General features: G+C 56.7%; 21 protein-coding genes. 7 read left to right on the top strand and 14 right to left on the bottom strand.

Annotation, left to right across the window (positions count from 1 at the left end; translation table 11 throughout):
* Window positions 1–34: 34 nt before the first annotated feature.
* Window positions 35–1,321, bottom strand: coding sequence for a recombinase family protein (locus NW858_RS06150; RefSeq protein ID WP_414333683.1), 1,287 nt, complete (start codon window positions 1,319–1,321; stop codon window positions 35–37).
* A gap of 21 nt (window positions 1,322–1,342) precedes the next feature.
* The gene (gene murQ, locus NW858_RS06145) at window positions 1,343–2,272 is read right to left on the bottom strand and encodes an N-acetylmuramic acid 6-phosphate etherase (protein ID WP_414333685.1); all 930 of its coding nucleotides are present in this window, start codon (window positions 2,270–2,272) and stop codon (window positions 1,343–1,345) included.
* Between the two features lie 155 nt (window positions 2,273–2,427).
* On the opposite strand from murQ, the gene NW858_RS06140 reads away from it, so the two are divergent.
* The 4 genes from NW858_RS06140 (at window position 2,428) to NW858_RS06125 (ending at window position 7,751) form a co-directional block, all read left to right on the top strand.
* Window positions 2,428–3,063, top strand: coding sequence for a hypothetical protein (locus NW858_RS06140; protein WP_414333687.1), 636 nt, complete (start codon window positions 2,428–2,430; stop codon window positions 3,061–3,063).
* A 52-nt stretch (window positions 3,064–3,115) separates the two neighbouring features.
* Window positions 3,116–5,203, top strand: a complete 2,088-nt coding sequence (uvrB, locus tag NW858_RS06135; protein ID WP_414333689.1) for an excinuclease ABC subunit UvrB — start codon at window positions 3,116–3,118, stop codon at window positions 5,201–5,203.
* Window positions 5,204–5,285: 82 nt separating this feature from the next.
* Window positions 5,286–7,142, top strand: a complete 1,857-nt coding sequence (locus NW858_RS06130) for a mechanosensitive ion channel family protein (RefSeq protein WP_414348770.1) — start codon at window positions 5,286–5,288, stop codon at window positions 7,140–7,142.
* 87 nt (window positions 7,143–7,229) lie between these two features.
* Window positions 7,230–7,751, top strand: coding sequence for a DciA family protein (locus tag NW858_RS06125; protein ID WP_414520120.1), 522 nt, complete (start codon window positions 7,230–7,232; stop codon window positions 7,749–7,751).
* A gap of 196 nt (window positions 7,752–7,947) precedes the next feature.
* Here the strand turns inward: NW858_RS06125 and pxcA are convergent, their stop codons facing one another.
* From pxcA to NW858_RS06080, 9 genes are all read right to left on the bottom strand, one after another.
* A complete protein-coding gene (pxcA, locus tag NW858_RS06120; protein WP_414333693.1) occupies window positions 7,948–9,333 on the bottom strand; it encodes a proton extrusion protein PcxA in 1,386 nt (461 codons plus the stop codon).
* A 128-nt stretch (window positions 9,334–9,461) separates the two neighbouring features.
* Window positions 9,462–10,865 (bottom strand): glycosyltransferase, encoded by a 1,404-nt coding sequence (locus NW858_RS06115; protein WP_414333694.1) that lies wholly within the window; start codon window positions 10,863–10,865, stop codon window positions 9,462–9,464.
* An 82-nt stretch (window positions 10,866–10,947) separates the two neighbouring features.
* Complete coding sequence (locus NW858_RS06110; RefSeq protein WP_011431389.1) at window positions 10,948–11,064, bottom strand: photosystem II reaction center X protein; 117 nt, start codon at window positions 11,062–11,064, stop codon at window positions 10,948–10,950.
* 96 nt (window positions 11,065–11,160) lie between these two features.
* A complete protein-coding gene (locus tag NW858_RS06105) occupies window positions 11,161–11,514 on the bottom strand; it encodes a ferredoxin-thioredoxin reductase catalytic domain-containing protein (protein ID WP_414333696.1) in 354 nt (117 codons plus the stop codon).
* Window positions 11,515–11,797: 283 nt separating this feature from the next.
* Window positions 11,798–12,202, bottom strand: a complete 405-nt coding sequence (locus NW858_RS06100; RefSeq protein WP_414333698.1) for a universal stress protein — start codon at window positions 12,200–12,202, stop codon at window positions 11,798–11,800.
* Between the two features lie 203 nt (window positions 12,203–12,405).
* The gene (locus NW858_RS06095; RefSeq protein ID WP_414333699.1) at window positions 12,406–13,104 is read right to left on the bottom strand and encodes an alpha/beta fold hydrolase; all 699 of its coding nucleotides are present in this window, start codon (window positions 13,102–13,104) and stop codon (window positions 12,406–12,408) included.
* 212 nt (window positions 13,105–13,316) lie between these two features.
* Window positions 13,317–14,897 carry a chlorophyll a/b binding light-harvesting protein gene (locus tag NW858_RS06090; RefSeq protein WP_414520119.1) on the bottom strand — a complete coding sequence of 527 codons (1,581 nt, stop codon included), beginning with the start codon at window positions 14,895–14,897 and terminating at the stop codon, window positions 13,317–13,319.
* A gap of 48 nt (window positions 14,898–14,945) precedes the next feature.
* Window positions 14,946–15,455, bottom strand: a complete 510-nt coding sequence (gene fldA / locus NW858_RS06085; protein WP_099812754.1) for a flavodoxin FldA — start codon at window positions 15,453–15,455, stop codon at window positions 14,946–14,948.
* 56 nt (window positions 15,456–15,511) lie between these two features.
* Complete coding sequence (locus NW858_RS06080) at window positions 15,512–16,546, bottom strand: chlorophyll a/b binding light-harvesting protein (RefSeq protein ID WP_414371937.1); 1,035 nt, start codon at window positions 16,544–16,546, stop codon at window positions 15,512–15,514.
* A 387-nt stretch (window positions 16,547–16,933) separates the two neighbouring features.
* Between NW858_RS06080 and NW858_RS06075 the strand changes: the two genes are divergently transcribed.
* Together NW858_RS06075 and NW858_RS06070 are read left to right on the top strand one after the other, a co-directional pair.
* Entirely contained in the window at window positions 16,934–18,154 is a 1,221-nt protein-coding gene (locus NW858_RS06075) for an imelysin family protein (RefSeq protein ID WP_414520118.1), read from the top strand.
* 42 nt (window positions 18,155–18,196) lie between these two features.
* Window positions 18,197–19,570: a di-heme oxidoredictase family protein gene (locus tag NW858_RS06070; protein ID WP_414368045.1), complete on the top strand. Its 1,374-nt coding sequence runs from the start codon at window positions 18,197–18,199 to the stop codon at window positions 19,568–19,570.
* Here the strand turns inward: NW858_RS06070 and NW858_RS06065 are convergent.
* Window positions 19,567–20,241, bottom strand: coding sequence for a Fe2+-dependent dioxygenase (locus tag NW858_RS06065; protein WP_414520117.1), 675 nt, complete (start codon window positions 20,239–20,241; stop codon window positions 19,567–19,569). The genes NW858_RS06070 and NW858_RS06065 overlap by 4 nt on opposite strands.
* A 536-nt stretch (window positions 20,242–20,777) precedes the next feature.
* On the opposite strand from NW858_RS06065, the gene NW858_RS06060 reads away from it, so the two are divergent.
* Complete coding sequence (locus NW858_RS06060) at window positions 20,778–21,257, top strand: TVP38/TMEM64 family protein (RefSeq protein ID WP_414520116.1); 480 nt, start codon at window positions 20,778–20,780, stop codon at window positions 21,255–21,257.
* Here NW858_RS06060 and NW858_RS06055 read toward each other — a convergent pair.
* Together NW858_RS06055 and NW858_RS06050 are read right to left on the bottom strand one after the other, a co-directional pair.
* Window positions 21,254–21,586 carry a cupin domain-containing protein gene (locus NW858_RS06055; RefSeq protein ID WP_414336164.1) on the bottom strand — a complete coding sequence of 111 codons (333 nt, stop codon included), beginning with the start codon at window positions 21,584–21,586 and terminating at the stop codon, window positions 21,254–21,256. The two genes, NW858_RS06060 and NW858_RS06055, sit on opposite strands and share 4 nt — an antisense overlap.
* Window positions 21,583–22,419 carry an SAM-dependent methyltransferase gene (locus tag NW858_RS06050; RefSeq protein ID WP_414520115.1) on the bottom strand — a complete coding sequence of 279 codons (837 nt, stop codon included), beginning with the start codon at window positions 22,417–22,419 and terminating at the stop codon, window positions 21,583–21,585. The genes NW858_RS06055 and NW858_RS06050 overlap by 4 nt, the downstream gene beginning before the upstream one ends.
* Window positions 22,420–22,450: the final 31 nt, after the last annotated feature.

The following is a 22,450-nucleotide window of genomic DNA, read 5'->3' as shown; positions in this document are numbered from 1 at the left end:
AGGAGACGCGGAATCCCCAACTTCAAAAGGGATCTCAGGGATCGAAGGCAAAGGCAATCTGCACGGCCCCTGTAGAATCCACCTCAACCCTGCGCAGGAATTCCCGCAGGTAGGCGCGGCGCTCGCTCTCGCTGAGGTCTTGCCAGAAGGGCAGGATGGAGAGAGTTTGGGCGATCTGGAGGAAGTTGGCAGGAGGGAGCTGTTCCAGCTTTTGGGCCAAACGGGCCGTTTCCGCCCGCAGTTGGTAGCAGCGCTGGGCCAGGGAGGGCTCATCCATCAGTCCAGATTGCTGCAGCTCCTCCAGTTGCCGCAGCCGCTCGCTGTTGGCCTGGATCTGGGCTTGGAGCTGTTGGCGGGTTTGGTCCAGGGCCTGCCGATCCAGGTTTTGGGCACGGTGGGGGAGCTGCTCGCAGACCTGGCGGATCACCTCCTGCAGGACTTGGGCGTAGTGGAGGCTGTAGCGACAGGTTTGGCAACGCAGGTAGAGGTAGGAGGAGCCGTTCCTCTTGGCCTTGCCGGGGGTGGTTTGCACGATGCGCAGAAGGCTGCCACAGGTACGGCAATGGACTAGGCCGGCCAGGGCGCGGGGGGCGCTGGCGCTGCGGCGTGGGATCCTTTGGTTGCGTTTGAGCCAGCGATCGATCTGGGCCGCTTCCGTGCGGCTGAGGAGGGCGGGGTGGGTATCGCGCAGAACGGTGCCGTCGGCATAGGCCAGATCCCCGCGATAGACCGGGTTGAGCAGCCAGTTGCGCCCCGTGGCCACCGAAATGCGCTTGTGGTGTTTTTCTTCCAAAAAGCGCACCGCTTGGCGCAGGGATCCGTAGAGAAGAAAGTGCTGGAAAAAATCCTGAACAACAGGGGCCTGGCGGCGCTCCAGCACATAGCGCTCCCCCTCGCGGCGATAGCCAAAGGGAGCCGGGCCGGGGGGAGGTTTGCCCGCCAGACGGTTGCGGGCTTGGCTGTGGCAGAGGCGGCGGCTTTGCAATTGATGGGGGATCTCGGCCAGCAGCGGGATCCAGTCGGCAGCCTCGCTGGGGGTGTGCAAGCCGGATTGGGTCGCCAGGCTCAGTTGGATCCCCGCCTGTTGGATCTGCAACAGCCGTTGGTGGACTTCCTCCGCCCGCTCCCCCAGATCCGCCAGGCGCAGCAGCAGCACCTGCTGCACCGATCCAGCAGCGATGTCCTGCAACAGCTCCTCCAGATAAGTTCGGGATCCCCAATCGTGCAGGATGGGATCGGCTCCTTGTGCCTTCAGCCAGGCCAACTCCTGCTCCGGCAAGGGGGCGTGGGCAGGTGTGTAGAGGTAGCCGTAAACGCTCATGGACAAGCAACCAAGCTGTGGTCACCGCTGCCGCGCCCGAGCGGAATCGAGCACCTGGCGAATGCTGCCCTGGGCCTGCTGCAATTGCCGACGGGCCTCCTGAACAGAGCACCCCATCAAGGTCACAAGGATCGCCGTTTTGACTTCTCCATCACAAGTCTGCAGCACTTGGGCAGCCGTGGTGGGATCCAGATCGCAAGCCAGGGCTACAATTCGCTCCGCCCGCTGTTTGAGCTTGGCGTTGCCGGCCTGCAGATCTACCATTAGGTTGCCATAGGTCTTGCCCAGGCGGATCATCACTCCGGTGGAGAGGGTGTTCAACACCAGCTTTTGGGCTGTGCCGGCTTTCATGCGGGTGGATCCGAGGATCACCTCCGGCCCCACCAAAGGGGCGATGGCAATCTCCACCTGCTCGGTCAGGGGGGAAGGACGGTTGCAGGCCAGGCCAATCGTGAGCGCCCCAATGCTTCTGGCGGCTTGGATCCCACCCAGCACATAGGGGGTACGACCGCTGGCGGCAATTCCCACAACACTATCTTGAGCTTGGAGATGGAGACTCTCCAGAGCGCGGGCAGCGGCTTCGGCGTCGTCCTCTGCGCCCTCTACCGCCTGGGTCAGAGCCCTTTCCCCCCCGGCGATCAAAGCCACCACCTGTGTGGGGGCAGTGCCGAAGGTGGGCGGGCATTCAGCCGCATCCAATACTCCCAGGCGCCCCGAAGTTCCCGCCCCAATATAGATCAGCCGCCCGCCACGCCCCATCCGCTCGGCAATGGCATCGATGGCTTGGGCGATCGGCTCTGCTTGGTCAGCCACCGCTGCCGGCACCCGCCGATCTTCGGCGTTGATCCGTCTCACCAGTTCCAAGGTGCTGAGGCGGTCAATCTCGGCTGTGGCCAGGTTGGGGCTTTCGGTCAGGGATCCCGGATCCCAGGAGAAATAGGAGGAGGGCATAGCAGCGGCTGTTCAGGTGAGAGGGATCTGTCTTCGCCGGTTCTGGGTTTTGTCCTCTTGGATTCTATCGGTGGCGAGGCGCGGGGTTGAGCCTCTTTCCCTCAGCTCAATGCTAGAGTGAACCCAGCCGAGAAACTGCACGTTCCCGGATCCCTATGCCAAAAGTGCCTGTGCTGAAGCCGGATCAGGCTTACACCTTCAGCAGCTATTTTGATCTTCCCTTTGAACCGGAAGATGTGTTGGCCGAGTTTGGCTATACCTTTACACGACGAAAGATTACCTGGCCAACTCTGGAACGACTGCCCAATGGCGCAGACTTGAGACTCAGCCTAGAGCAGCTTTTACCCTACATTAGCTTAAAAAGTGAAGCAGCTCGTCGAGAAATCCTGATTGCCCCACTTTTACTGAAGGTAGTACAGTATACCCAAGCGCAAATGCGGATCGAATATGCAATTCAAGTCAGCGAGAAGCTTAAAGGTACCCTGGACTACTATCTCTATACAGACCGCTCTTTGCTGGTTGTCGAGGCCAAAAAAGCCGACCTTACTCAAGGCTTAACCCAATTATCTGTAGAGATGATTGCCCTGGATCAGTGGCTCGGCGACGGCCAAGCTGTCCTTACGGGAGCCATCACCTCTGGGGAGCTGTGGCAATTCGCCCTGCTGGATAGACCAAACAAAGGTATCTACCTGGATCCCTATACTTACCCCTATCCCGACGAAGTAGACCGGATCTTATCGATCTGTATAGCTGCGCTGAAATCTGCGGATTTGGAGCGCAGTATTCCCTAGATTTAGATTCGACTTGGAACTTTCGGCTCAGGATCATCAGAAAATTAAACTTATGTCAGCGTTTCAACTGGTTTCTCCTTATCAACCCATGGGGGATCAACCCAAGGCGATTGCCGGCTTGGTGAAGTCAATTTCAGAGGGCCATCGCTTTCAAACCCTGCTGGGGGCCACCGGAACCGGTAAAACGTTTACCGTTGCCCACACCATCCAGCAGGTCGGCAGGCCCACCTTGGTGATGGCCCATAACAAAACGCTGGCGGCGCAACTGTGCAACGAGCTCAGGGAGCTTTTTCCTTACAACGCCGTCGAATATTTTATTAGCTACTATGACTATTATCAACCGGAAGCCTATGTGCCCAGCACCGATACTTACATCGCCAAATCTTCTTCCATCAACGATGAGATCGACATGTTGCGGCACTCCGCCACCCGCTCTTTATTTGAACGGCGAGATGTTATTGTCGTCGCTTCTGTAAGCTGCATCTACGGCTTGGGCATGCCGGAGGAATACCTGAAGGCCTCCATCCCTCTCAAAGTCGGCCAGGAGATCAACCAACGGGAGATCTTGCGGGAGCTGGCCGGCATCCAGTACGAGCGCAACGATTTGGAGCTGGCACGGGGACGATTTCGCGTCAAAGGCGATGTGCTGGAAATTGTGCCGGCGTATGAAGATCGGGTGATCCGCATTGAATTTTTTGGCGATGAGATCGAGGCCATTCGCCTGATTGATCCGGTTACAGGTGAGATTTTGACCAGCCTCAGCGCCCTCAGAGTTTACCCGGCTCGCCACTTTGTGACACCAGAAGAACAATTGGAGCGGGCAATCCTCGACATTGAGCAGGAGCTGGAGAAGCAACTGGCCCTTTTCCGCAAAGAGGGCAAGCTATTGGAAGCCCAACGGCTAGAACAGCGCACCCGCTACGACCTGGAGATGCTGCGGGAGGTGGGCTATTGCAACGGCATCGAAAACTACTCCCGGCACTTGACGGGGCGCAAAGAAGGGGAGCCGCCTGCCTGTTTGGTGGATTATTTCAAGGCCAACGATTGGCTCTTGGTGGTGGACGAATCCCACGTCACGGTGCCGCAGATCCGTGGCATGTACAACGGCGACCGTGCCCGCAAACAGGTGCTGGTGGATCACGGCTTTCGCCTGCCCAGTGCCCTCGACAATCGCCCCCTCAAAGCCGAGGAGTTTTGGGCCAAAGTCCACCAGTGCATCTTCGTTTCCGCCACGCCCGGCAACTGGGAACTGGAGCAGAGCGGAGCCCAATTTCAAACCCTGGTGGAAGATGGCAAGGCCATAAAGTTTTATCTGCCGGGCAGCGGTCGGGTTGTGGAGCAAGTCATCCGGCCCACGGGGGTGGTGGATCCTGAAGTGCATGTGCGCCCCACGGCTGGGCAAGTGGACGATTTGCTGGCAGAAATTTATCTGCGATTGGAGCGCTCCCAGCGGGGGCCTGCCGAACGGGTGATCGTGACCACTCTCACCAAACGCATGGCCGAAGATCTCACCGAATACCTTCAGGAACGCGGGATCCGGGTTCGCTATTTGCATTCCGAGATTAGCTCAATTGAGCGAATTGAAATTTTGCAAGATTTTCGCGAAGGAGCCTTTGACGTACTGGTGGGGGTTAATCTGTTGCGGGAAGGGTTAGACTTGCCGGAAGTCTCCTTGGTGGCCATTTTGGATGCGGATAAAGAGGGATTTTTGCGGGCGGAGCGATCCCTGATTCAGATGATCGGGCGAGCAGCGCGCAATGTCCGTGGCACGGTGGTGATGTACGCCGATACCCTGACCGGCAGCATGGCCCGGGCCATCGCCGAAACCCAGCGCCGCCGCGAAATTCAACTGCAATACAACCGCCAACACAACATCACCCCTAAGCCCATTGTCAAGAAAAACAGCAACGCCATCTTGTCTTTTTTGGCCATCTCCCGCAAACTCAGCGACCAAGATCTGGAAAAGGCCTTTCAAGCTACAGACGAGATCCCTCTGTCGGAGATCCCGGAGCTGATCGGCCAACTGGAACTCAAGATGAAAGCAGCCGCCAAAAACCTGGAATTTGAAGAAGCTGCGCAACTGCGAGACCAAATTAAAAAGCTGCGCCAACGCCTTTTGGGCCACCATCAGAGCACTTAAAGTCCTCACTTGGGTTGGCCAAAATCGGGATTTGCTTGTGCCACCATAGGCTTACAGCAGCATCCTAGGGATCCCCGAGACAATGGGCGTTCGTGTCCAACGAGCCATTCGAGACTCTGTCCTGCTGAAGGGAGCGGCCCTGGCGGTGGGGCTGATAGCTGGGATCGGCCTCTGGCTCCTGCCTGCTCCGGTCTCCAAGGCTGCTGGGATCCCGGTGGCTCAGGCCCTTGAATTTCGGGATCCCGGCTTTTTCCAGACCGGCCCCACCCCTGCCGAAGTGCCAACTCCTGAGGGATCCCCCTCCCCGACCCCTAGCCCAACTGGGATCCCCTTTACCGGCCAAGAGGGCACAGAAGTCTTGGTGGGGAACATCCCGGTGTTTCGCCTGCAGACGGCAGAGTACCCCAGCGATGTGCGGGCCGACAACGTGCGGGCGATCATTGAGCGCTTTCTGGCGGAGGGCCAGTTGCCGCAGCCGGAGGTGCGGGTGGACCAGGATGCCAACGGGCAATACATCTTACGTCTGGGAGAAAGGGGCCGCTTTGAGGCCACCCAGCGGTATCTGTTTACCGTCACCTATGCCGATGCCGCCGCCGAGCGCAGGGTGCCGCTGGGCCAGGTGGGCCTCAATGACGTGCGCCTGGTGGCCAACACTTGGGCGCGACGGCTGGAACAAGCCATTGCCGAGTACCGGCAGGATCGGCTGGATCTGCAGCGGGCGCAGGATCCGCGCGTGCTGGTGTTCACCATCCTGGCCGGTCTGGCCACATTGGCGCTGGGGTTCTTTCTCTGGCGGCTGTTCGACCGCAGCCTAGTTCGCCTGCAGAGGTGGCTGGAGCTCCAGGCCGGCCCGGCCTGGGGAACCTGGATCGACATTGGGGGAGTGCTCCTGCGAGGCGTGGGGGCAATTCTCATTGCCGGCATCTCCCTGGATCGCGGCATCAGCTTCATACCCGCTCTGCGACCGTTTCAGCGCGCTTTTTACCTGGGCTTGGGGCGGGTGGTGGCCACGGCGTTGGGCGTCCTCACCCAACCGCTGCCCAATTCCAGCGTCTCCATTGCCAGCTTACTGGTCTTCTTTGTGCTGGCCGTTTTGGTCTTCACCGTTGCCCACTACGTCAGCGTTGGCTTTAAGCAGCGGTTTCTGAGCCGGCTGGGACTGGATCTGGGCACCCAGGAGTCTACAACGGCCATCTTCAAGTACATCCTCACGCTGTTCGGGATCCTCTTGGTCTTGCCCTTCAGCGGCCTGAATCTGGGATCCCTGGCGGTGATTGCCGGGGCGGTGGGTTTGGGGATCGGCTTTGGCCTGCAAAACCTCTCCAACAACTACATCAGCTACATCGCTATTTTGCTGGAGCGCCCCATCCAAATCGGGGATCTGGTGGAAGTGGACAACCTGCTCGGCACCGTGGAGCGCATCGGCCCGCGGGCCACCGTCCTGCGCACTTTGGATCGCATCTTTGTGATTGTGCCCAACTCCCGCTTCACCGAGTCAAAGGTGGTGAACTGGAGCTACCGGGATCCCCGCTGTCGCATTCACATTCCCGTCGGCGTAGCCTATGGCTCCGATACGGCCCTGGTTACCGAAGCTCTGCTCAGCGCCGCCAAAGAAAATGCTCGGGTGTTGAGCAGCCCCGCCCCCCAAGTTTGGCTCAAGTCTTTTGGCCCCTCTTCCCTCAACTTTGAGCTGCTGGTGTGGATCAACCGTCCCCAGGATCAATTTGTCTTGATCAGCGAGCTGAACTTCGCCATCGAGGCCGAGTTTCGGCGGCGTGGGATCCGCATTCCTTTCCCGCAGCAGGATATTCACATTCGCAGCCTGGAGGGACTTGTCAGCCTCAATGGCGGCTCCCGTTCCCTGCCCGATGCCGCTTCCATCCAGTCCGCCCTCAGCGAAGCGGCAAAATCGCTGGAAGATCAAAACGGCGTTTCCTGAGCTATCCCTATCGACACCATGCTGCGACGGTTAGATGAGGCACTGGGTAGCTTTGGCAGCCATCCGTGTTGGGCTGAACTGAAGCAAATGCAGCTCCTAAGGCAGCTTTGGCCGGAAGTGGTGGGAGAGGCGGTAGCAGCGCAAACCCATCCCCTCAACGTGCGCCGCCAGGTGCTGCAGGTAGCCACTTCTACCCCGTCCTGGGCGCAAAACTTAACTCTGCAGCGCCAACTCATTCTCAGAAAACTCAACAGCCGCCTGCACCCCCCCCTCAGCGACATTCGCTTTAGCCCCGGCGCTTGGCACGAGGGATCCAGCCTGGCCGCTCCCCCTCCTGATGCGGAGTTGACCAGCAAGTTTTATGGCCCCCCCCGCCTCGCTGCCCAAGATGGACAACGCCCTGGATCTTGCCGCAACGCTCCCCCCAAACAGCCCATCTCGGATCCGAAAGTGGCTTTCGAGCGCTGGGCGAGAGTGGTCAAACAACGGCAGACTCAGCAAAATCTGTTCCCTTGCCCCGCCTGTGGCTGCCCTACCCCTGCCGCCGAACTGGAGCGTTGGTTTGTCTGCGGGTTTTGCCATCGCCAGTCCTTGCGCCTGCGCAGCTAACTCAGAGAACTCAAATTAGGGCTGTTTCCAACGGCAACGAAACGACTCGTTAGGCCGATCCCCAGCTCCCCTCTCCCTCTGGGAGAGGGGCCGGGGGTGGTCGCGTGAGCGGCGCGGAGCGCTTGGGCACCTCTGGGAGAGGGGCTGGGGGTGAGGGCAGCGGCCCAGATTCTCCAACTAAGACAACTGCGAACCCTCAATCGTTCATGGCATGGTAGGTGGCCACCGCTGACGGCGATACGCGGTTCAAGTAACGGAAGATCCAGTACTTAAAGAGCGTATCCAGAAAAACGGGAAAAGTGGCAATAAAGCCGTAGATGAAATTGCGGTTTTCGGGCAGGCCCAGGTGGGCAGCTAAGCTACCCAGAAGCACCTCCCAACCGTGGGGTGAGTGATAACCCACAAAGACATCGGTAAAAAGAATAATAATGAAAGCCTTAGCACTGTCACTGAGGCCATAGATCAGGCGATCCAAAAAAGACTTAAGAACCTCAATTTCTTCGCGCCCGATAAAGATCAGCCAACCAAATACCGCCAGCGATAGCAAGTCGGCAAAGACGTTCTTCAGGCCTTCCAAATTCTTGCGACCGTATTTTTGCAGCAACTCCTCGGCCTTCCTGGACAGTTGGTCTTCTGATTCTAGGTTGGGCTCTGAAGATTGGTGGTGTAAAGCCTGCTCAAACTCTATTTTTTCCTTGAAAAACTCAAACTCGGAGAGAGCTTTCTCTTGAAATTCGTAGCTTAGGGCCACGAGGGTGGGTTCCTGCGGCTGCAGGCGATCCACCAACGGTCCGAACAGGAATTGTTTCGAGAAAATCTGGACAAGCAGCGGCAAAATGGCCAACAACAACAAAAACCGAACTGAGACCAGCGTGCGCGTGCGAGACTCACGGTACTCCTCGATCAGCTCCTCTTCTGCTTGCGAACTCAGCTCACGGCGGATCTGGTTGGCCGTGCGCAGAATAGAGCGGGGCAAGATGGCGGCTTTAGAGGCAGCCGGAGCAGCGCTGCTGTCAGCGTTGGTCTTAACAGGACTCGGCTTGGCAGGCTCTTCAGAAGCAGGGGGACGGGTTGAGATCAGTGGTTCAGGCTGGTGGGGAAGCTTGGGTGGGGCGGCAGGGCGCTTGTATCGCGAGGTCACCTGATCGATAAACTCCAGCTTTTCCAAAATCGAGGGATCCGGACTTTGCCGGCCATTTGCAGCATCTTGGTCCTTGTTCTCGGAAGAGCCGACCTCGGCAGCGGGATCTTTTTGAGCGCTTGGATCTTTGCCGGGATCTTTATCGGCAGAGAAGCGAGGGCCGCTGCCATTTTGCGCGGGATCCGGCAGGCGAGAAAAGACGCTGCTGGCCCTGAACTCCGCTAAACTAAGATCGATCTGGCGCAATTCCTGGCGCAATTGGATCTGAAAGTAGCGGCTGGTGTTTTGGCCGTGGGTTCCGTTGTTGCCGATGGGCTCTCCCTGAAAGTAGCGGTCTTCGATGGCTTTAATGCGCAGGGCAGCATCATAAGCTCGATCAAGGGAACGTAGGGGAGTATTCGAGATCCAGTGCCCAATTCTGCTCAATATGGATTCCCCCATTGCTTCTTTCCTGCGGTGCTTCTTTGTGGGGCCGATCCACCCAGTTCATTGATAGCCAACTATTGTAACAATCTCCAGGGGGGCGGGGTGACCCACCTTCTGGAAACTTGAGGGCTATTGGCGTTGCCTCAGGATCCCTTGAAGCGCTTGAGGGCAAAAGCGCAGATCTGCAGCAGCCGCAGCCCATCCCGCACGTGTTGGATGTTGGAGCGGCCATAGGTTCTGGGAAAATAGCGCACGGGGATGTCCAGGATCTTGAGGGTGCGCTTGGCCGCCCCCAGCAACAGGTCGAAATCCCCAAACGGGTCAAAATCCCCCCACTCTTGCCGCAGCTTGACAATCTGCCAATAGTCCTCTCGCCACAGGGCCTTGGTGCCGCAGAGGGAATCTTTGATGCGGATGCCGAGAATGTGGGAGAGGAGAGCGGCAAAAAAACGATTGGCCCACTGGTTAAGGCGCGGCATTGCTTCTGGTTTCAGGGGATAGACCAGGCGGCAGCCGTTGGCAAAGTCGCACCGCCCAGAGGCCACCGCCCGGAAAAACTTGGGGAGGTCTTCCGCCTGGACGGTCAAGTCGGCGTCGAGAATGATCAGTACATCGCCACTGGCTGCGGCAAACCCCTTGCGCACTGCATCTCCCTTGCCCTTGCCCTCTTGCTGGAGAGCTTGGATAGTGCGGATCCCCTGGTATTCGGCCTGAACCCGCTGGATCTCGGCCCAAGTGTCGTCGCTGGAATGCCCCTCCACAAAAATGATCTCAGTTCGGGATCCCATCTCGGGCAACTGCTCCACACAGCGGCGGATGTTGCCCGCCTCGTTGCGGGCCGGGATCACCACCGTGCAAGAAGGTTGCTCCTCAGGGGGGGGATCCCAGGCGGGATCGGGCTGGAGGCGGGCAATCGTATATTCGGTCAGGCAGAGGGCGTTGATCCCAGGCAAGGGGGCAATGAAGTGGTTGATCAACGTCGAGAGCAATGGGATCCGCCGCGGCAGCAACAGCCGCTTGCCCTGCTGAATGACCTCGTACCCCGCCAGGTGCAGCAGATTGGCCACATCACCAGCCGAGAGCCAGTTGGCTGCCGGCAGAGGCATGCGCTGCTTGAGGACAGTCGCCAGGCCCAGCAGCGGCTCCCAGAGGGGGTTGTGGTGGGAGAGGATCAGCCGGGTACGCGGCGTACAAAAACGGCGCAACTGCTGGAGAACCTGCTGAATATCGGCCAGGTAGCCCAGGGTATTGACGAGCAAAATAACATCAAAAGGCCCCGCCAAGACCGGATCCCTTTCGTCTAGCCGGTGGGCATCCTGCACCCGGAAGTGGAGATGGGGAAACTGAAACTGAGCTTGGGCAACGATCTCCGCGTCCCAGTCGATCCCCACGCCAAAACCGGGCTGCAAAGCATTGAGCAGGGATCCGGTGCCGGAGCCGATTTCGAGAATGCGCAGTCCTGGAGGAACGAAGAAGCGGTGCAGCCGCTCTAGATCCTCGTGGTAGTAGCGGTTTTTTTGCCGCCAGTAGTGCAGAGGGTGGGTCAACGCTCCCAGGATGTCGCCAGATCAGCTTTTGATCATAAGGGGCGGTGGGCGATCCGCAGACAAGCTCTGGCGAGGGGGAGACTCAGCGACGACGCACCCTATCTCTTTGGCTGACGAAGACGATGGCGCCGAAGAGAAGCCCTAGCACCACTGCGCCGTACACCAAGCTCCAGAGAAAGTTAGCAAGTGAGGGAGTCATAAAAAGAGTTTCCTCCTCCTGCGACTATCGACTACCCAACTATTTCCCGATTATACCGGTCTTTGTCGCTCAACCCAGAGACAGACCCATTGCCAACTATTTGGCCTGGTACTCTAGGGGCACCTCCTCTAGGGTTTGGCTGGTGCCGGCAAAGGGGTTGTCTGGGGTTAAAAAGAGCATACAGTGGCATTCTTTTCGCTCCCGCATGGGTACACAGGGGCAATTCCAATAGCCGGCTTTTGCTTCTGCCTCTTTGTCTTCATAAAAACGACAGGGACATAGCGGGGCGCCCAATTGCTCTTTGTGTAGAGCCAAGCCCTCGATCACCGCGGTCGTAATCGAAGGATCGGAGCAGAAAAAAGTGTCAGTGCGTTTGGCGTAGGTTTCTGCGAAGTGCCGCATCACCTCAAAGCTTTTCTGCGAGGACTTGTTATAACCACGACTTTCCATGACGATTCTCGGAAGGGAACTGACCGGCTGTTGCTAACAATGAGGCTCACAGCTTCTTCCGGCGACACTTTCTGAAGTCAATGCAGATGTGCGCATACCGGGATCTGATCCTACAGACCGCCCACAAAGTCGGACAAAGCTGTATCTCGCTCTTCGTTGTACTGCAAACTCTCAGATAAGCCAAAGAATAATAGCCTTGCTGTTACACAAGGCAACATTTAGACTGGGCAAGAGCCCCCCTTGAAGTACTCTCCAGGATAACACTTGCCGGGATCCTTGCCCCTCAGGGCACCACCAGCACCGGGCAAGGGGCGAGGTCGATCACCCGGTGGCTGACGGAGTTGTTCCGCCCCTCCGCAGACAAGCTGAGGCCACGGGATCCCATCACAATCAGGCTGATCTCCAGCTCGTCTGCCACATCGCAGATCACAAAGGGCACTTTTCCCTCGCGATACTCGCTCTTGACGCTGCTGATGCCAATTTGCTGTAGGCCCAGCTCCGTCTGTTTGAGCAGGTTCTGGATGTTCTGCCGGGCTTGTTCTGCCCGCTCCGCGTCCAGCTCCGCAGCATCCAGAACCGAGAGCAGGTACACCTGACTTTTGTAGCGCTGCGCTATGTCTGCCACTAAGGGCAAGGCGTGGCTGGTCTCACGCGAGTTGTCGATGGGAAAGAGCAGTTTGTCGAACATAGTCGCGGATCCCACAGTCAAGCCCATTCCCTATCCAAGTCGGGGGGCCGGCCTCATTCTATCAATTTTACCGGCAGCTCAATGGCCTCCTTCCACCCCTGCCCGTTTTTCTGTTGTGAGGGGCTCGACCTGGGCGGCAAACGGAGCTCCTCCAGTGTTTGAATGAGCGGCCATGTCCATCATCCCGCGAAGATCCAGCCGCCTTAGGCCATGCTGGGCTGAAGTTTGCGCAGTTCCTGCCAAAAATCCATGATTTTCAGATTGACCAAACTTGGAAAAGAATAGTGAAAAAAGTGTCGCCCTCCAGGGCAAAGCCACATTTGATCCCCCGGCTTTAAGTGGTTTTTCCACTTCTCGAGCGCAGCAGGATCCACAATGGGGTCATCCTTGCTGGCGCAAACCAACATCGGCACCGAAACTTTCCGAGCTGGAATCGCTATCACCTGAAATAGGGAGTGAGGTATGGGGGAAGTATCTAAGTCTTTAGCCAGAGCATAGGAGAGTGAGCGCGCTCGCCACTGTTCTGAAGTGGGCAGAAGGCTCTGGGCTATACGCACCAGGAGCTGTTCTCGGCTACAGAAAAACATTTTTCGTTGCAGGTAGAAATGGGCGTGCCAGGTAGCGGCAGGCTGATCGGACACTGCCAGCAGGGTCAGAGACCGTACCCGTTGGGGATAGTGGCACGCGAAAAGATAGGCGACCACCCCGCTCAAGCCATGGCCGATGAGATGCACCGGTCGATCCCAAGCCTTCAGGTATTCGTATAGTAGCGTCACGACTGTCTCTAAACTACAGGGCTCATCCTGGGTTTGGTGATACTCCCAGTAGGCCACACGGAAACATTTTCCCAGGGATCCCAGCAAAGGCCGGTCGAAAAGCTTGAGACTGGGAGAAACACCCAAATAAAGTGCCTCAAAAGAGAGCGCGGAAGCGGAACCTAAACTCATTTTGGCCGTCCCATTTCGACTGTCGAAAGATTGAAGCCGGTGGCTGACAAAAGCTTCACAAACAAGAGTTCTAGAAATCGGCAGAACTATCCAAACCGGGCAGATCGGGACAGAGAGGAGGGGATGAGGATCTCCCCTCCCCTGCTTTGAGAAGCCTCAACCCTGCTTTACAGCCCCGGCAAAATCTGGGCTACCACATCGCCGCTGCTCAAGAGCATGTAGGCAAACAGGGCACCGCCAACACCGCCCACCAGAAACCCTCCGGCCAACTGGCTCCAACCGGCGCGGGTGCGCAAGTTTTCGGGCAAGTCCTCCGAGCTTGCCGGCAGGCGCACCGGCTGAGGGGATCCCTGCGATTCCGCCATCAGTTGCACCCCTGGCGTCGGATAGGTCACCTCGCCGTAGGGGGTATTGACCACCGCCACCAGCCGCGAGCGCGGAAAGGACACCCGTCCGTAAACGGAGAGACAAACCGTCAGGATCAGCACCAGGCCGATGGTCGCCAGCGTCCCTGCTGTCAGGGCCTGCTCCGAATCCCGCAGCGGACTTAGCTTGTAAAACGGCCCCACCAGAAAGTACCCATGGGCCATGCCAATCTCCAAGCCACGCAGAAAGGGCGACAAGCCCTCCCGGTAGATGGGCAGGTTTTGCAGCAGCAGCAGGGTGAGATCCCCCTGGTTTACCGGCGTCTCCAAGTTGCCCACCTGCGGATCTGTGGCTCGCACCCAGCCCCCGCGCTGGAAGTCAAAGCCGTTGGCTGCCGCCCGCGCCCGGATGGCATGCCAGATGTGCCCTGCCAAAAACAGGATCCCCAAGACAAAGTGGGCTGTGGCCAACCAGGTGCGGCTGCTCACCACACCCATCTCGTCGGCAGCCAGCCCCAGCGGCCCGTAGAAAGCCACCGGATAGGCAATCTCGTTGACGCTGACAAAATAGGCCGCCAAGATGCCCATGTAGGCCAGGGCCCCCAGGCTGTAGGAGAGGTAGGCTTCGCCCGAGTAGATCAGGATCTGCTTGGCCCAGGCAAAGGGCCGTGTGGCTATGTGCCACCATCCCCCCAAGACGCAAAGCAGGCCAACGTAGATGTGCCCTCCCACCAGATCTTCTAGGTTATCCACAGCAGCCATGCCCTGCTGGCCCATCAGCGGCGTCAGGTAGGCGAAGATCCGCAGCGGATTGAGGGTGGGATCCGTTACCACCCGTACGCGGCCCAGGTGAGCATCGTACAGCCCTCCCCAGAAGAGCGCTTTGGCCACCAGCAACCAAGCCCCCAGCCCCAACAGCAGCAGGTGGATCCCCAGGATGGTGGTCATCTTGTCGTCGTCTTCCCAGTCGTAGCCGAAAAACTGGGCCAAGGTTTCTCCTTTGGGCAGCACCTCCGGCCCCAAAAGGGCATGGAAGATCCCTCCTGCCCCCAGCACCGCCGAGGCAATCAGGTGCAGAACGCCCACCACAAAAAAGGGATAGGGATCCGTGGCCACCCCCTCTGCGTTGACGCCGATACCCAACGTGGCCAAATGGGGCAGCAAGATCAGCCCTTGGCTGCCCATGGGCTGAGCCGGATCCCAGTGGGCCACCTCAAACAGGGTCATGCCGCCGGCCCACAGCATGATCAACCCCGCATGGGCCACGTGGGCCCCCAGCAGCTTTCCGGACAGATTCACCAAGCGAGCATTGCCTGCCAACCAACTGACCTGAGGGGATCCCTCGGCAGAGGTAGGTGATGAAGATAGAACTGCGCCAGTCATGACAAACTCCCACAGTATCCACAACAAGTTAAGAAGCCGGGTTTGAGATTACAGATTGAAGAGTGTTTTGAGTTTGGCCGTCCACTCTTTAATTCGTTTTTCCGTCAGCTCCGGCTGATTGTCTTCATCCAGGGCAAGGCCGACAAACTCGCCGTTAACCACTCCCTTGGACTCATTGAACTCGTAGCCCTCTGTGGGCCAGGAGCCGACATTTTTGCCGCCACGCTCGGCGATTTTTTGGGCTAGGATCCCCATGGCATCTTGAAAGTTGTCGGGATAGCCTAACTGATCCCCAACTCCAAAGTAGGCCACCGTCTTACCGGAAAAATCGATTTCATCCAAATTGGGGAAAAACCCATCCCAATCGGCCTGCAGCTCCCCAATGTTCCAGGTTGGACAGCCGATAATTAAGTAGTCGTACTTCTCAAAGTCCTCAATACTGGCTTCGGCAATGTCGATCAAATCCACATTGTCTTCGCCCAGCTCTTTTTGAATCATCTCAGCAGCTCTTTCGGTATTTCCGGTTTGAGTGCCGAAAAATAGACCTATTTTTGCCATTGCTCCTACCTCGAAACTGCAAGTGCAAAGCCCAAAATTAGATGGCCAGATTGTCGTTAGACCTGCTGCGCAGCAAGCTCTACTCTGCCAGTACGGAAATTGAATCCTCGTGCTTTTAGGGCATGGAAAAGGTGACCCTGAAGGAAGAAAAAGGCCAGCCAAAAGTGGGCATTGGCCAGCCAAACCCTAGATGTGAGAGCCCCCCCTTGCTCAAAAAAGGGATAGCGATCCAAGCCCACCCGCAGCAGCGGCCCATAGAAAACTTCGGGATAGACGACGGGATTGACGGCAACCCAATAGGCGGCAATAAACCCCATCAAGGCCAAAGCTCCCAAGCTGTAGGAAAGATAAGCTTCCCCAGACCAGACAAAAATCCGTTCTGCCCAGGCAAAAGGCTTGGTCACGATATGCCAAATCCCACCTGCCACCAGGAGCAGGCCCAGCCAGAGGTGGCCGCCCACCACGTCTTCCAAAGTGTCCACCCCGGCTATCCAATGGCGACCTTCCGTGCCCAGCAGGTGGCCAAAGGGGTTCCAGTTGGGAGCCACTAGGCGCACTTCTCCCGCCACCGGGTCGAACAACCCGCCAAACACCATTGCCTTGAGCACCAAAAGCCAGGCTCCCAGGCCCAGCAGCACTAGGTGGATCCCTAGGATGGTGGTCATTTTGTCTTTGTCTTGCCAGTCGTAGCTAAACAGGGGAAAAGCTTTGGGATCCAGCACCGCCGGCCCGCGCAGGGCATGAAAAATGCCCCCAAACCCCAAAAAGGCAGAGCTGATGAGGTGGATCGCTCCCACCGCAAAGTAGATATCCGTATCCAAAACTTCCCCGCCGGATCCCACCCCCAGCCCCAAGCTGGCCAGGTGGGGCAAGAGAATGAGCCCCTGCTCATACATCGGTCGGCTGGGGTCAAACTTAGCCAACTCGATCAGGGTCATCGCCCCTGCCCAGAGAACGATCAGCCCGGCATGGGCCACATGCGCCCCCAGCAGCCGGCCAGAAAGAACGGTCAAACGGGCGTTGCCCGCCCACCAGGGGATCTGGTGTTGCGAGCTAGATCCCCCTTCTTGCTTCGGTATCGTCGCTGTCATCTTCGCTCCTCTTGTGTTTCTAAACAAGATTGCTTGGGAAAAGGCCAGAGACTTTGCCCCAGGCCCGCCTCTGGCCGCACGGACACATCCTTTCGAGACACGCAACCAACTATTGAGATTAAGTCTCAATAGTAAGCTGTGACTCACTCTAGGCTTCTTGAGAGAAGATATCAATATACCTGGGGTTAAATTTTGTTAAAATCCAGGTTAACTTCGCCTTCCACAGCTTTTGTGCGCGGCAGTTGTCCCTGAAGGGTTGGGCCTAAGCGAGGGATCCCGTGGCAACCGGTGGTAAAAAATCTCTCCTTTCTTAAGATTGAGTCTCAATAGCTAGGTTACAATCAAGCCAAAGTTGGCCAAGTTGAGGGGGTAAGGAGCCCAGAGGAGATGTCGAGATATCTGAAGCTGTGGACGGGGATAGGGCTTTATGTTCTGGTTAGCGGGGCTGCTTGCGGGGAAAGCCAAAAGGATCCACCGGTCCTGAGCCAGGCCTCGCCCCAGCAGGCGGCTCAAATGAACCCAGAGTGTCGGCCCATCCCGGTGGATGGCGGCGGCGAGGGTGGGGAAGGGGGAGAAGAAGGAGCGGGCTCTGGCCGGCCAGCCGTTGTGCTCTCTCCTGAGCAGCGGTTTCAGGATCGGCAGATTTTGATCGACTTTGCCGATCAGGTGGTGATCCCTGCCTATGAGCAGTTGGCCGCCGATACCCAGGCCCTGTCTCAAGCCATCCAGGCCTTCGTGCAAGATCCCAATTCCCAGACTTTGCAAGCGGCTCGCCAGGCTTGGTCTGTTGCCCGTCTAACGTGGGAGGAGAGCGAGGCTTTTGCCTTCGGGCCGGCGGCTTCCTTGGGGCTAGATGCGGATTTGGACGAATGGCCCCTGAACGAGGTGGAGGTGCTGGAAGTTCTCAACAGCGGCGATCCCCTCACTCCAGAGACCGTGGCCGAGTTGGAAAGCGGGCAAAAGGGATTTCATGCCGTGGCCTTCCTGCTCTTTGGCGTGGATAACAACAAGTCCTTGCAAGACTTTACCGAGCGGGATCGGGAGTACTTGGCTGCCCTTGGCCCGGTTTTGGCGGATACGGCGGAAAAGCTACTCAAGAGCTGGACAGAGGGCGTGCAAGGGCTGCCTGCTTTTCGCGAAGAATGGGTGAAAGCCGGGGAGGGCAGCAAGAGCTACCTGACGTTGCAAGCTGCTGCTGAAGAAATAGCCCAAGGTATTCTCAGCATGTTGGACGAGCTGGGCAAGGTCAAAATTGGCGAAGCCTTCGCCCGGCAAAATCCCTTTCTCTTGGAAAGCCGCTTTGCCCACCATTCGCTGCCGGAGTTTCAGGCCAACCTGCGCAGCGTCCAATATGCTTACTTGGGTGGATTTAGGGATAGAAAAGGTCGCGGCCTCAGCCAATTTGTCCGGGACATCAACCCCAATTTGGATAGTCAAATTCAGTCGGAGTTACAAGCAGCAGCGGTGGCTCTCCAGGGGATCCCTGACCCTATCGAAAAAAGCCTTTGCGATGCCAATGCCCGTGGATCTATTACCGCCGCTATGGAAAAAATTGAAGACGCTTTCGATAACTTTGCTCGGGAAGTTGTGCCGCTTCTGCAGCAGTAAGAAAGTCCGAAAAGAGTTGAGTTGCCGCTATTTTGATAGCCTATGCGTCGTCTTCTCCAGATGTTCATGCTGGGATTGGCCTCTCTTTGGGCAGCGAGCTTTCTGGCTTTTTCCGCCGGCCTAGATGGATCCCAGCCATTGCCCCCGCGAGCGGGTGGCGAAACAACCCTTTGGAACCGCACCTCAACAGCCTACGAGCAGCCGGCCCCCAATTTGGATCCCCGCTGGGCCAGGCTGCATGCCCTGGGGGACATTGCCTTTGAGGCCAACTTTGTAGCGGCTCCAGCGCCTGTTAACCCCGGCCTTGGACCTCTGTTCAACAACAACTCCTGCGCCGGTTGTCATGTCAAAAACGGCCGCGGTCTACCCGAGAAAGGACAGCGGGTGGTTAGGGTGAGCCAGGTTGGATCCCTGGATAGAAGTGGGGATCCCCGGCCTTTTGGATGGGAGGCCATGGCTCCTTATGGCAACACTCCCCCTGTGCCCGGCATCGGCACGCAGATTCAAGAAAAGGCCGTTCGAGGCTATCGGCCAGAGGCCAAGGTGGAGTTGCACTGGGTAGAGCAGACCGGACAGTACGCCGACGGAACCGCCTACAGGCTTCGTTCTCCTGTTGTGAAGCTGTTGACTCTGGAGGGATCGCCGATTGAGCCTGTCCTCATCTCCCTGCGGATCCCCCAGCCGGTGTTTGGAGCGGGCCTACTGGAAGCAGTTCCCGAGTCTGCAATCCTAGAAGCAGCCGATCCTGACGACACTGATGGGGATGGCATCTCTGGCCGCCCCAACTCTGTTTGGGATCAAGAGCAGCAGCGTCTGGTGCTGGGACGGTTTGGTTGGAAAGCCAATACCCCCAACCTCAGGCAACAAACTGCGGCCGCCTACGCCAACGACATGGGTGTCACGAATCCTCTTTTTCCGGCCGCCGATGGCAGCCAAGATATCGACGAGGACACTCTCCAAGCGACAACCGTTTACGTGCAAACCCTGGCTGTGCCTGGCCGCGTCCTTTGGCAGGATCCCCAAGTTCAGCGAGGTGAAAAGCTCTTCGTCCAAGCCCAATGCGCCAAGTGTCACCGACCAGAGCTGCACACCGGCATTCACGAGATCGCTGCCCTGGCCAACCAAGTCATCCACCCCTACACCGATTTGCTGTTGCATGACATGGGCGAAGGACTGGCAGATGGCCGCCCTGACTTTGAGGCTACGGGCCGAGAATGGCGCACCCCCCCTTTGTGGGGCATCGGCTTGTCGCAGACAGTTCTGCCCTACTCCGGCTATTTGCACGATGGCCGCGCTCTCAGCCTCGAGGAGGCCATTCTCTGGCATGGGGGAGAAGCTGAACGCTCCCGCGAGATCTTTAAAAATATGGCTGCTGAAGACAGAGAAGCCCTGCTCTATTTTCTTCGATCCCTCTAGAGCTCCGCCCATTTCCGCAGCAGGTTCGCGTAAACTTTGGAGACCAAATCAAAGTGGCGTGTCTTGCCCGATTCCTGAAACATCTGCAGCCGCACAGTCTCTAAATCGAAGAGGATCTCGCGTTCTTGCGGATCCCTAATTAGGCTTTGAACCCAACTGACGACAGCATAGCGGATCCCGCGGGTTACAGGCTCAACTTGGTGCAAGGTCGAAGCAGGATAGAGAATCAAGGCGCCCGCCGGCAGCTTGTAGGCTCGTTCTCCTTCGCTACTCTCAATTTTTAGCGCACCACCGTCATAGTCTTCGGGGGCACTCAGAAATAGGGTAAAGGAAATATCTGTACGCATAAGCTGACGCTGATCAACCATAAGCGCATCGTCGGTATGAGTGCCGTAGGACATGCCCGCTTCGTAGCGGCTAATCAAAATAGAATGAATGAGCTTGGGCCGAGCAGCCATCTGAAACAGCAAATTGCGCTCTAGAGCTGCAAAGACAATCTCCTGAATCTTCTGGTGCTGGAGGGATCCCTTAGGAATCTGCCTATTATTTTTGACAAGCCTGGCATTCCAGCCAGCCGTCAGGGCACCATCTGCAAATTCAGCATCGGATATAATGGCCAAGGTTTGTTGCAATTCTGCTAAACTGAGAACATCGCCAATACACAAGATCATTGTCAACCTCTAAAAATCAAAACATGCAACACCTTCTACACTAGCAAAACAAAGCCTATGGAAATCATGCCTGTTTCAAGCGCTCCTTGAAAACCTCAAGTATCTGGCAGAGAAAGTAGAAACCCTTGGTGTTCCTTTGCCCTATGCAGCCACCTTCAGGTATTCGACAAAGAGAGCTTTGCAAGCTACTGGGCCTAGACTATAAAACCGTGGCCGAAGAAGCAAGGCACCTGGGACTGAGCACGCATGCCTACTTACAGCAAAAAACAGGCTGGATTTTGAGGAATGAGCTCTACTATCCCCCCGGCACTGCCTTTGGCGAGTCAGCAGGATCGTCTCCTACCTCCTCAGAAAAGCTACCCTCCAGCAGCAGAACCAATTCTAGGAAAAGGAAGGATATCCTCTCACTGCTGTTGTTGCTTGTTGTCCTGGTAGCTGCTATCTTGCTGGCCCGTCGCTTAGATCCAGACACAACTCGAGAATTTATAGCAAAACTAGGCCCACGGGCACCCCTTGCTCTGATCGGATTACGCTCCTTGAGTATTATTATTCCTGCCATACCTAGCACTGTTTACTCCATCCTGGCAGGAGCACTCTTTGGATTTGGGGCAGGAATCCTTTACATTGCAATTGCCGATTTTACCTCTTGTACATTTAACTTTTACCTGGCCAGAAAGTTTGGTAGAGGCCTAGTACAGCGAATGGTTGGGCGACAATGGATGTATAAAGTCGATGCCCTTTCAGCCAACTATCTGGAAAACAATATTTTCCTTACGGCCGGGTTTTTAATGACGGGCCTATTCGACTTTGTCGCCTACGCTGCCGGCCTAACTCAAATGAAATGGCAAAGCTTTCTTCTCGCTCTGGCTTTGGGCATTGCTGTCTCTACGCCGCCAGTAGTAGCTCTAGGGGCAGGGATCCTGGAGCAGGGAAGGTGGCTGCTGGGCTTTGCTCTGCTGGGAATGTTTGCTTTAGCGATGTTAACCGGCTGGCTGAGTAAAAGGCGGCGTTCTTAACTTGCCTTTGATAAGGTCAGAACAAAAGCAAGATCGGCAGTGGCTTTTAACTCATGGGGAACATTTGCCGGAATTAGGACAAATACGCCCGGAGATAGAGAGATCTTTTCTCCTGCAAGGGTTAAGACCCCGGTTCCTTCAATGACGTGGAGAGTGGCGTCCCTTGTGGAGGTATGCTCGGAAATACTTGTACTCCCTGCCATACAGAAAAGAGTATATTGGCAGATTTCAGTTTTCCAGATGATCTTGCTACGGATTCCTCCTGCCGAATAGGCAATGTGATCTTTGAGCTGCAAAAAAGGTGACTCAGGGGAGACGAGGGACATCATTGAGCCTCCTTCTCAGCAACCAGTACCATGTAGCCCAGGTTATTTCGATATCGGCTAAAGATTTGCCTCATAGCTGAGATCCGCTGGCGGATTACAGGACGTGTAAGTACATTCCAAATTATAGTCAAGAGCGTCGGCAATCCTTCCTCTGTAGCAATGGCAACAGGATTGAGCAAAGTTAAGGGGCCGGTGTCGTAGTCGACAACCGTAAGATTTGCTTGCTGAACAGTTGAAAGCCAGCCGTCAGTAGATAAAGGATTGGCATTGACACGAATTACGGAGGATAACTCCTTGCGGATGATGTCAGCGTTGGATCCCTTAACCCGCAGCTCGTGGCTGAGAAACTTACCCCCTGGCTTGAGGCAATTGTAAATCTCGGACAAAATTTTAGATTTTCCTGCATCGGACTGCATTGTTAAAATAGCTTCCGCCAAGACATAGTCAAATTTCTTATCAACTTGATCTAGGTGAAAGATATCGCCCTCGAGGATCTCAACTTGGCCAGCTAGCCCTGCTGCAGAAACATTAGCGCGAGCACGAGCAATGTTATCTGGATTTTTCTCAATGCCGGTAACATACACGCCATAGCGTTTTGCCAATCTAATGGCTGTGTAGCCAAGGCCCGAAGCAAGCTCTAGCACTGTTTCTCCTCGACGGAACTCGGCAAACTTGAAGAGCCGTTCGGTGGCGCCAAAGCCCCCCGGTCGAAGTGCCTTTTTACCTGCCGCAGCCAGTACTTGGTGTCCAGGTACATTTTTTAAGTCCAGCTTAGTCATAGATAACTCTAAAAAAGATACCCTGTGGCCATCTGTTTTGAGCTTGGCTGTGAGCACCTCATCACCTTCTATTATAAGAGATGCTCAC

The sequence above is a fragment of the Synechococcus sp. H55.10 genome (genome assembly GCF_047502715.1).
GTDB lineage: Bacteria > Cyanobacteriota > Cyanobacteriia > Thermostichales > Thermostichaceae > Thermostichus.
This window is presented reverse-complemented; position numbering and strand designations above follow the sequence as displayed.

Excerpts from the sequence above, each read along its gene's own strand:
- NW858_RS06150 (WP_414333683.1), bottom strand. The coding sequence starts at position 1,321 with ATGAGCGTTTACGGCTACCTCTACACACCTGCCCACGCCCCCTTGCCG.
- murQ (WP_414333685.1), bottom strand. The coding sequence starts at position 2,272 with ATGCCCTCCTCCTATTTCTCCTGGGATCCGGGATCCCTGACCGAAAGC.
- NW858_RS06140 (WP_414333687.1), top strand. The coding sequence starts at position 2,428 with ATGCCAAAAGTGCCTGTGCTGAAGCCGGATCAGGCTTACACCTTCAGC.
- uvrB (WP_414333689.1), top strand. The coding sequence starts at position 3,116 with ATGTCAGCGTTTCAACTGGTTTCTCCTTATCAACCCATGGGGGATCAA.
- NW858_RS06130 (WP_414348770.1), top strand. The coding sequence starts at position 5,286 with ATGGGCGTTCGTGTCCAACGAGCCATTCGAGACTCTGTCCTGCTGAAG.
- NW858_RS06125 (WP_414520120.1), top strand. The coding sequence starts at position 7,230 with ATGCAGCTCCTAAGGCAGCTTTGGCCGGAAGTGGTGGGAGAGGCGGTA.
- pxcA (WP_414333693.1), bottom strand. The coding sequence starts at position 9,333 with ATGGGGGAATCCATATTGAGCAGAATTGGGCACTGGATCTCGAATACT.
- NW858_RS06110 (WP_011431389.1), bottom strand. The coding sequence starts at position 11,064 with ATGACTCCCTCACTTGCTAACTTTCTCTGGAGCTTGGTGTACGGCGCA.
- NW858_RS06105 (WP_414333696.1), bottom strand. The coding sequence starts at position 11,514 with ATGGAAAGTCGTGGTTATAACAAGTCCTCGCAGAAAAGCTTTGAGGTG.
- NW858_RS06100 (WP_414333698.1), bottom strand. The coding sequence starts at position 12,202 with ATGTTCGACAAACTGCTCTTTCCCATCGACAACTCGCGTGAGACCAGC.
- NW858_RS06090 (WP_414520119.1), bottom strand. The coding sequence starts at position 14,897 with ATGACTGGCGCAGTTCTATCTTCATCACCTACCTCTGCCGAGGGATCC.
- fldA (WP_099812754.1), bottom strand. The coding sequence starts at position 15,455 with ATGGCAAAAATAGGTCTATTTTTCGGCACTCAAACCGGAAATACCGAA.
- NW858_RS06080 (WP_414371937.1), bottom strand. The coding sequence starts at position 16,546 with ATGACAGCGACGATACCGAAGCAAGAAGGGGGATCTAGCTCGCAACAC.
- NW858_RS06075 (WP_414520118.1), top strand. The coding sequence starts at position 16,934 with ATGTCGAGATATCTGAAGCTGTGGACGGGGATAGGGCTTTATGTTCTG.
- NW858_RS06070 (WP_414368045.1), top strand. The coding sequence starts at position 18,197 with ATGCGTCGTCTTCTCCAGATGTTCATGCTGGGATTGGCCTCTCTTTGG.
- NW858_RS06065 (WP_414520117.1), bottom strand. The coding sequence starts at position 20,241 with ATGATCTTGTGTATTGGCGATGTTCTCAGTTTAGCAGAATTGCAACAA.
- NW858_RS06055 (WP_414336164.1), bottom strand. The coding sequence starts at position 21,586 with ATGATGTCCCTCGTCTCCCCTGAGTCACCTTTTTTGCAGCTCAAAGAT.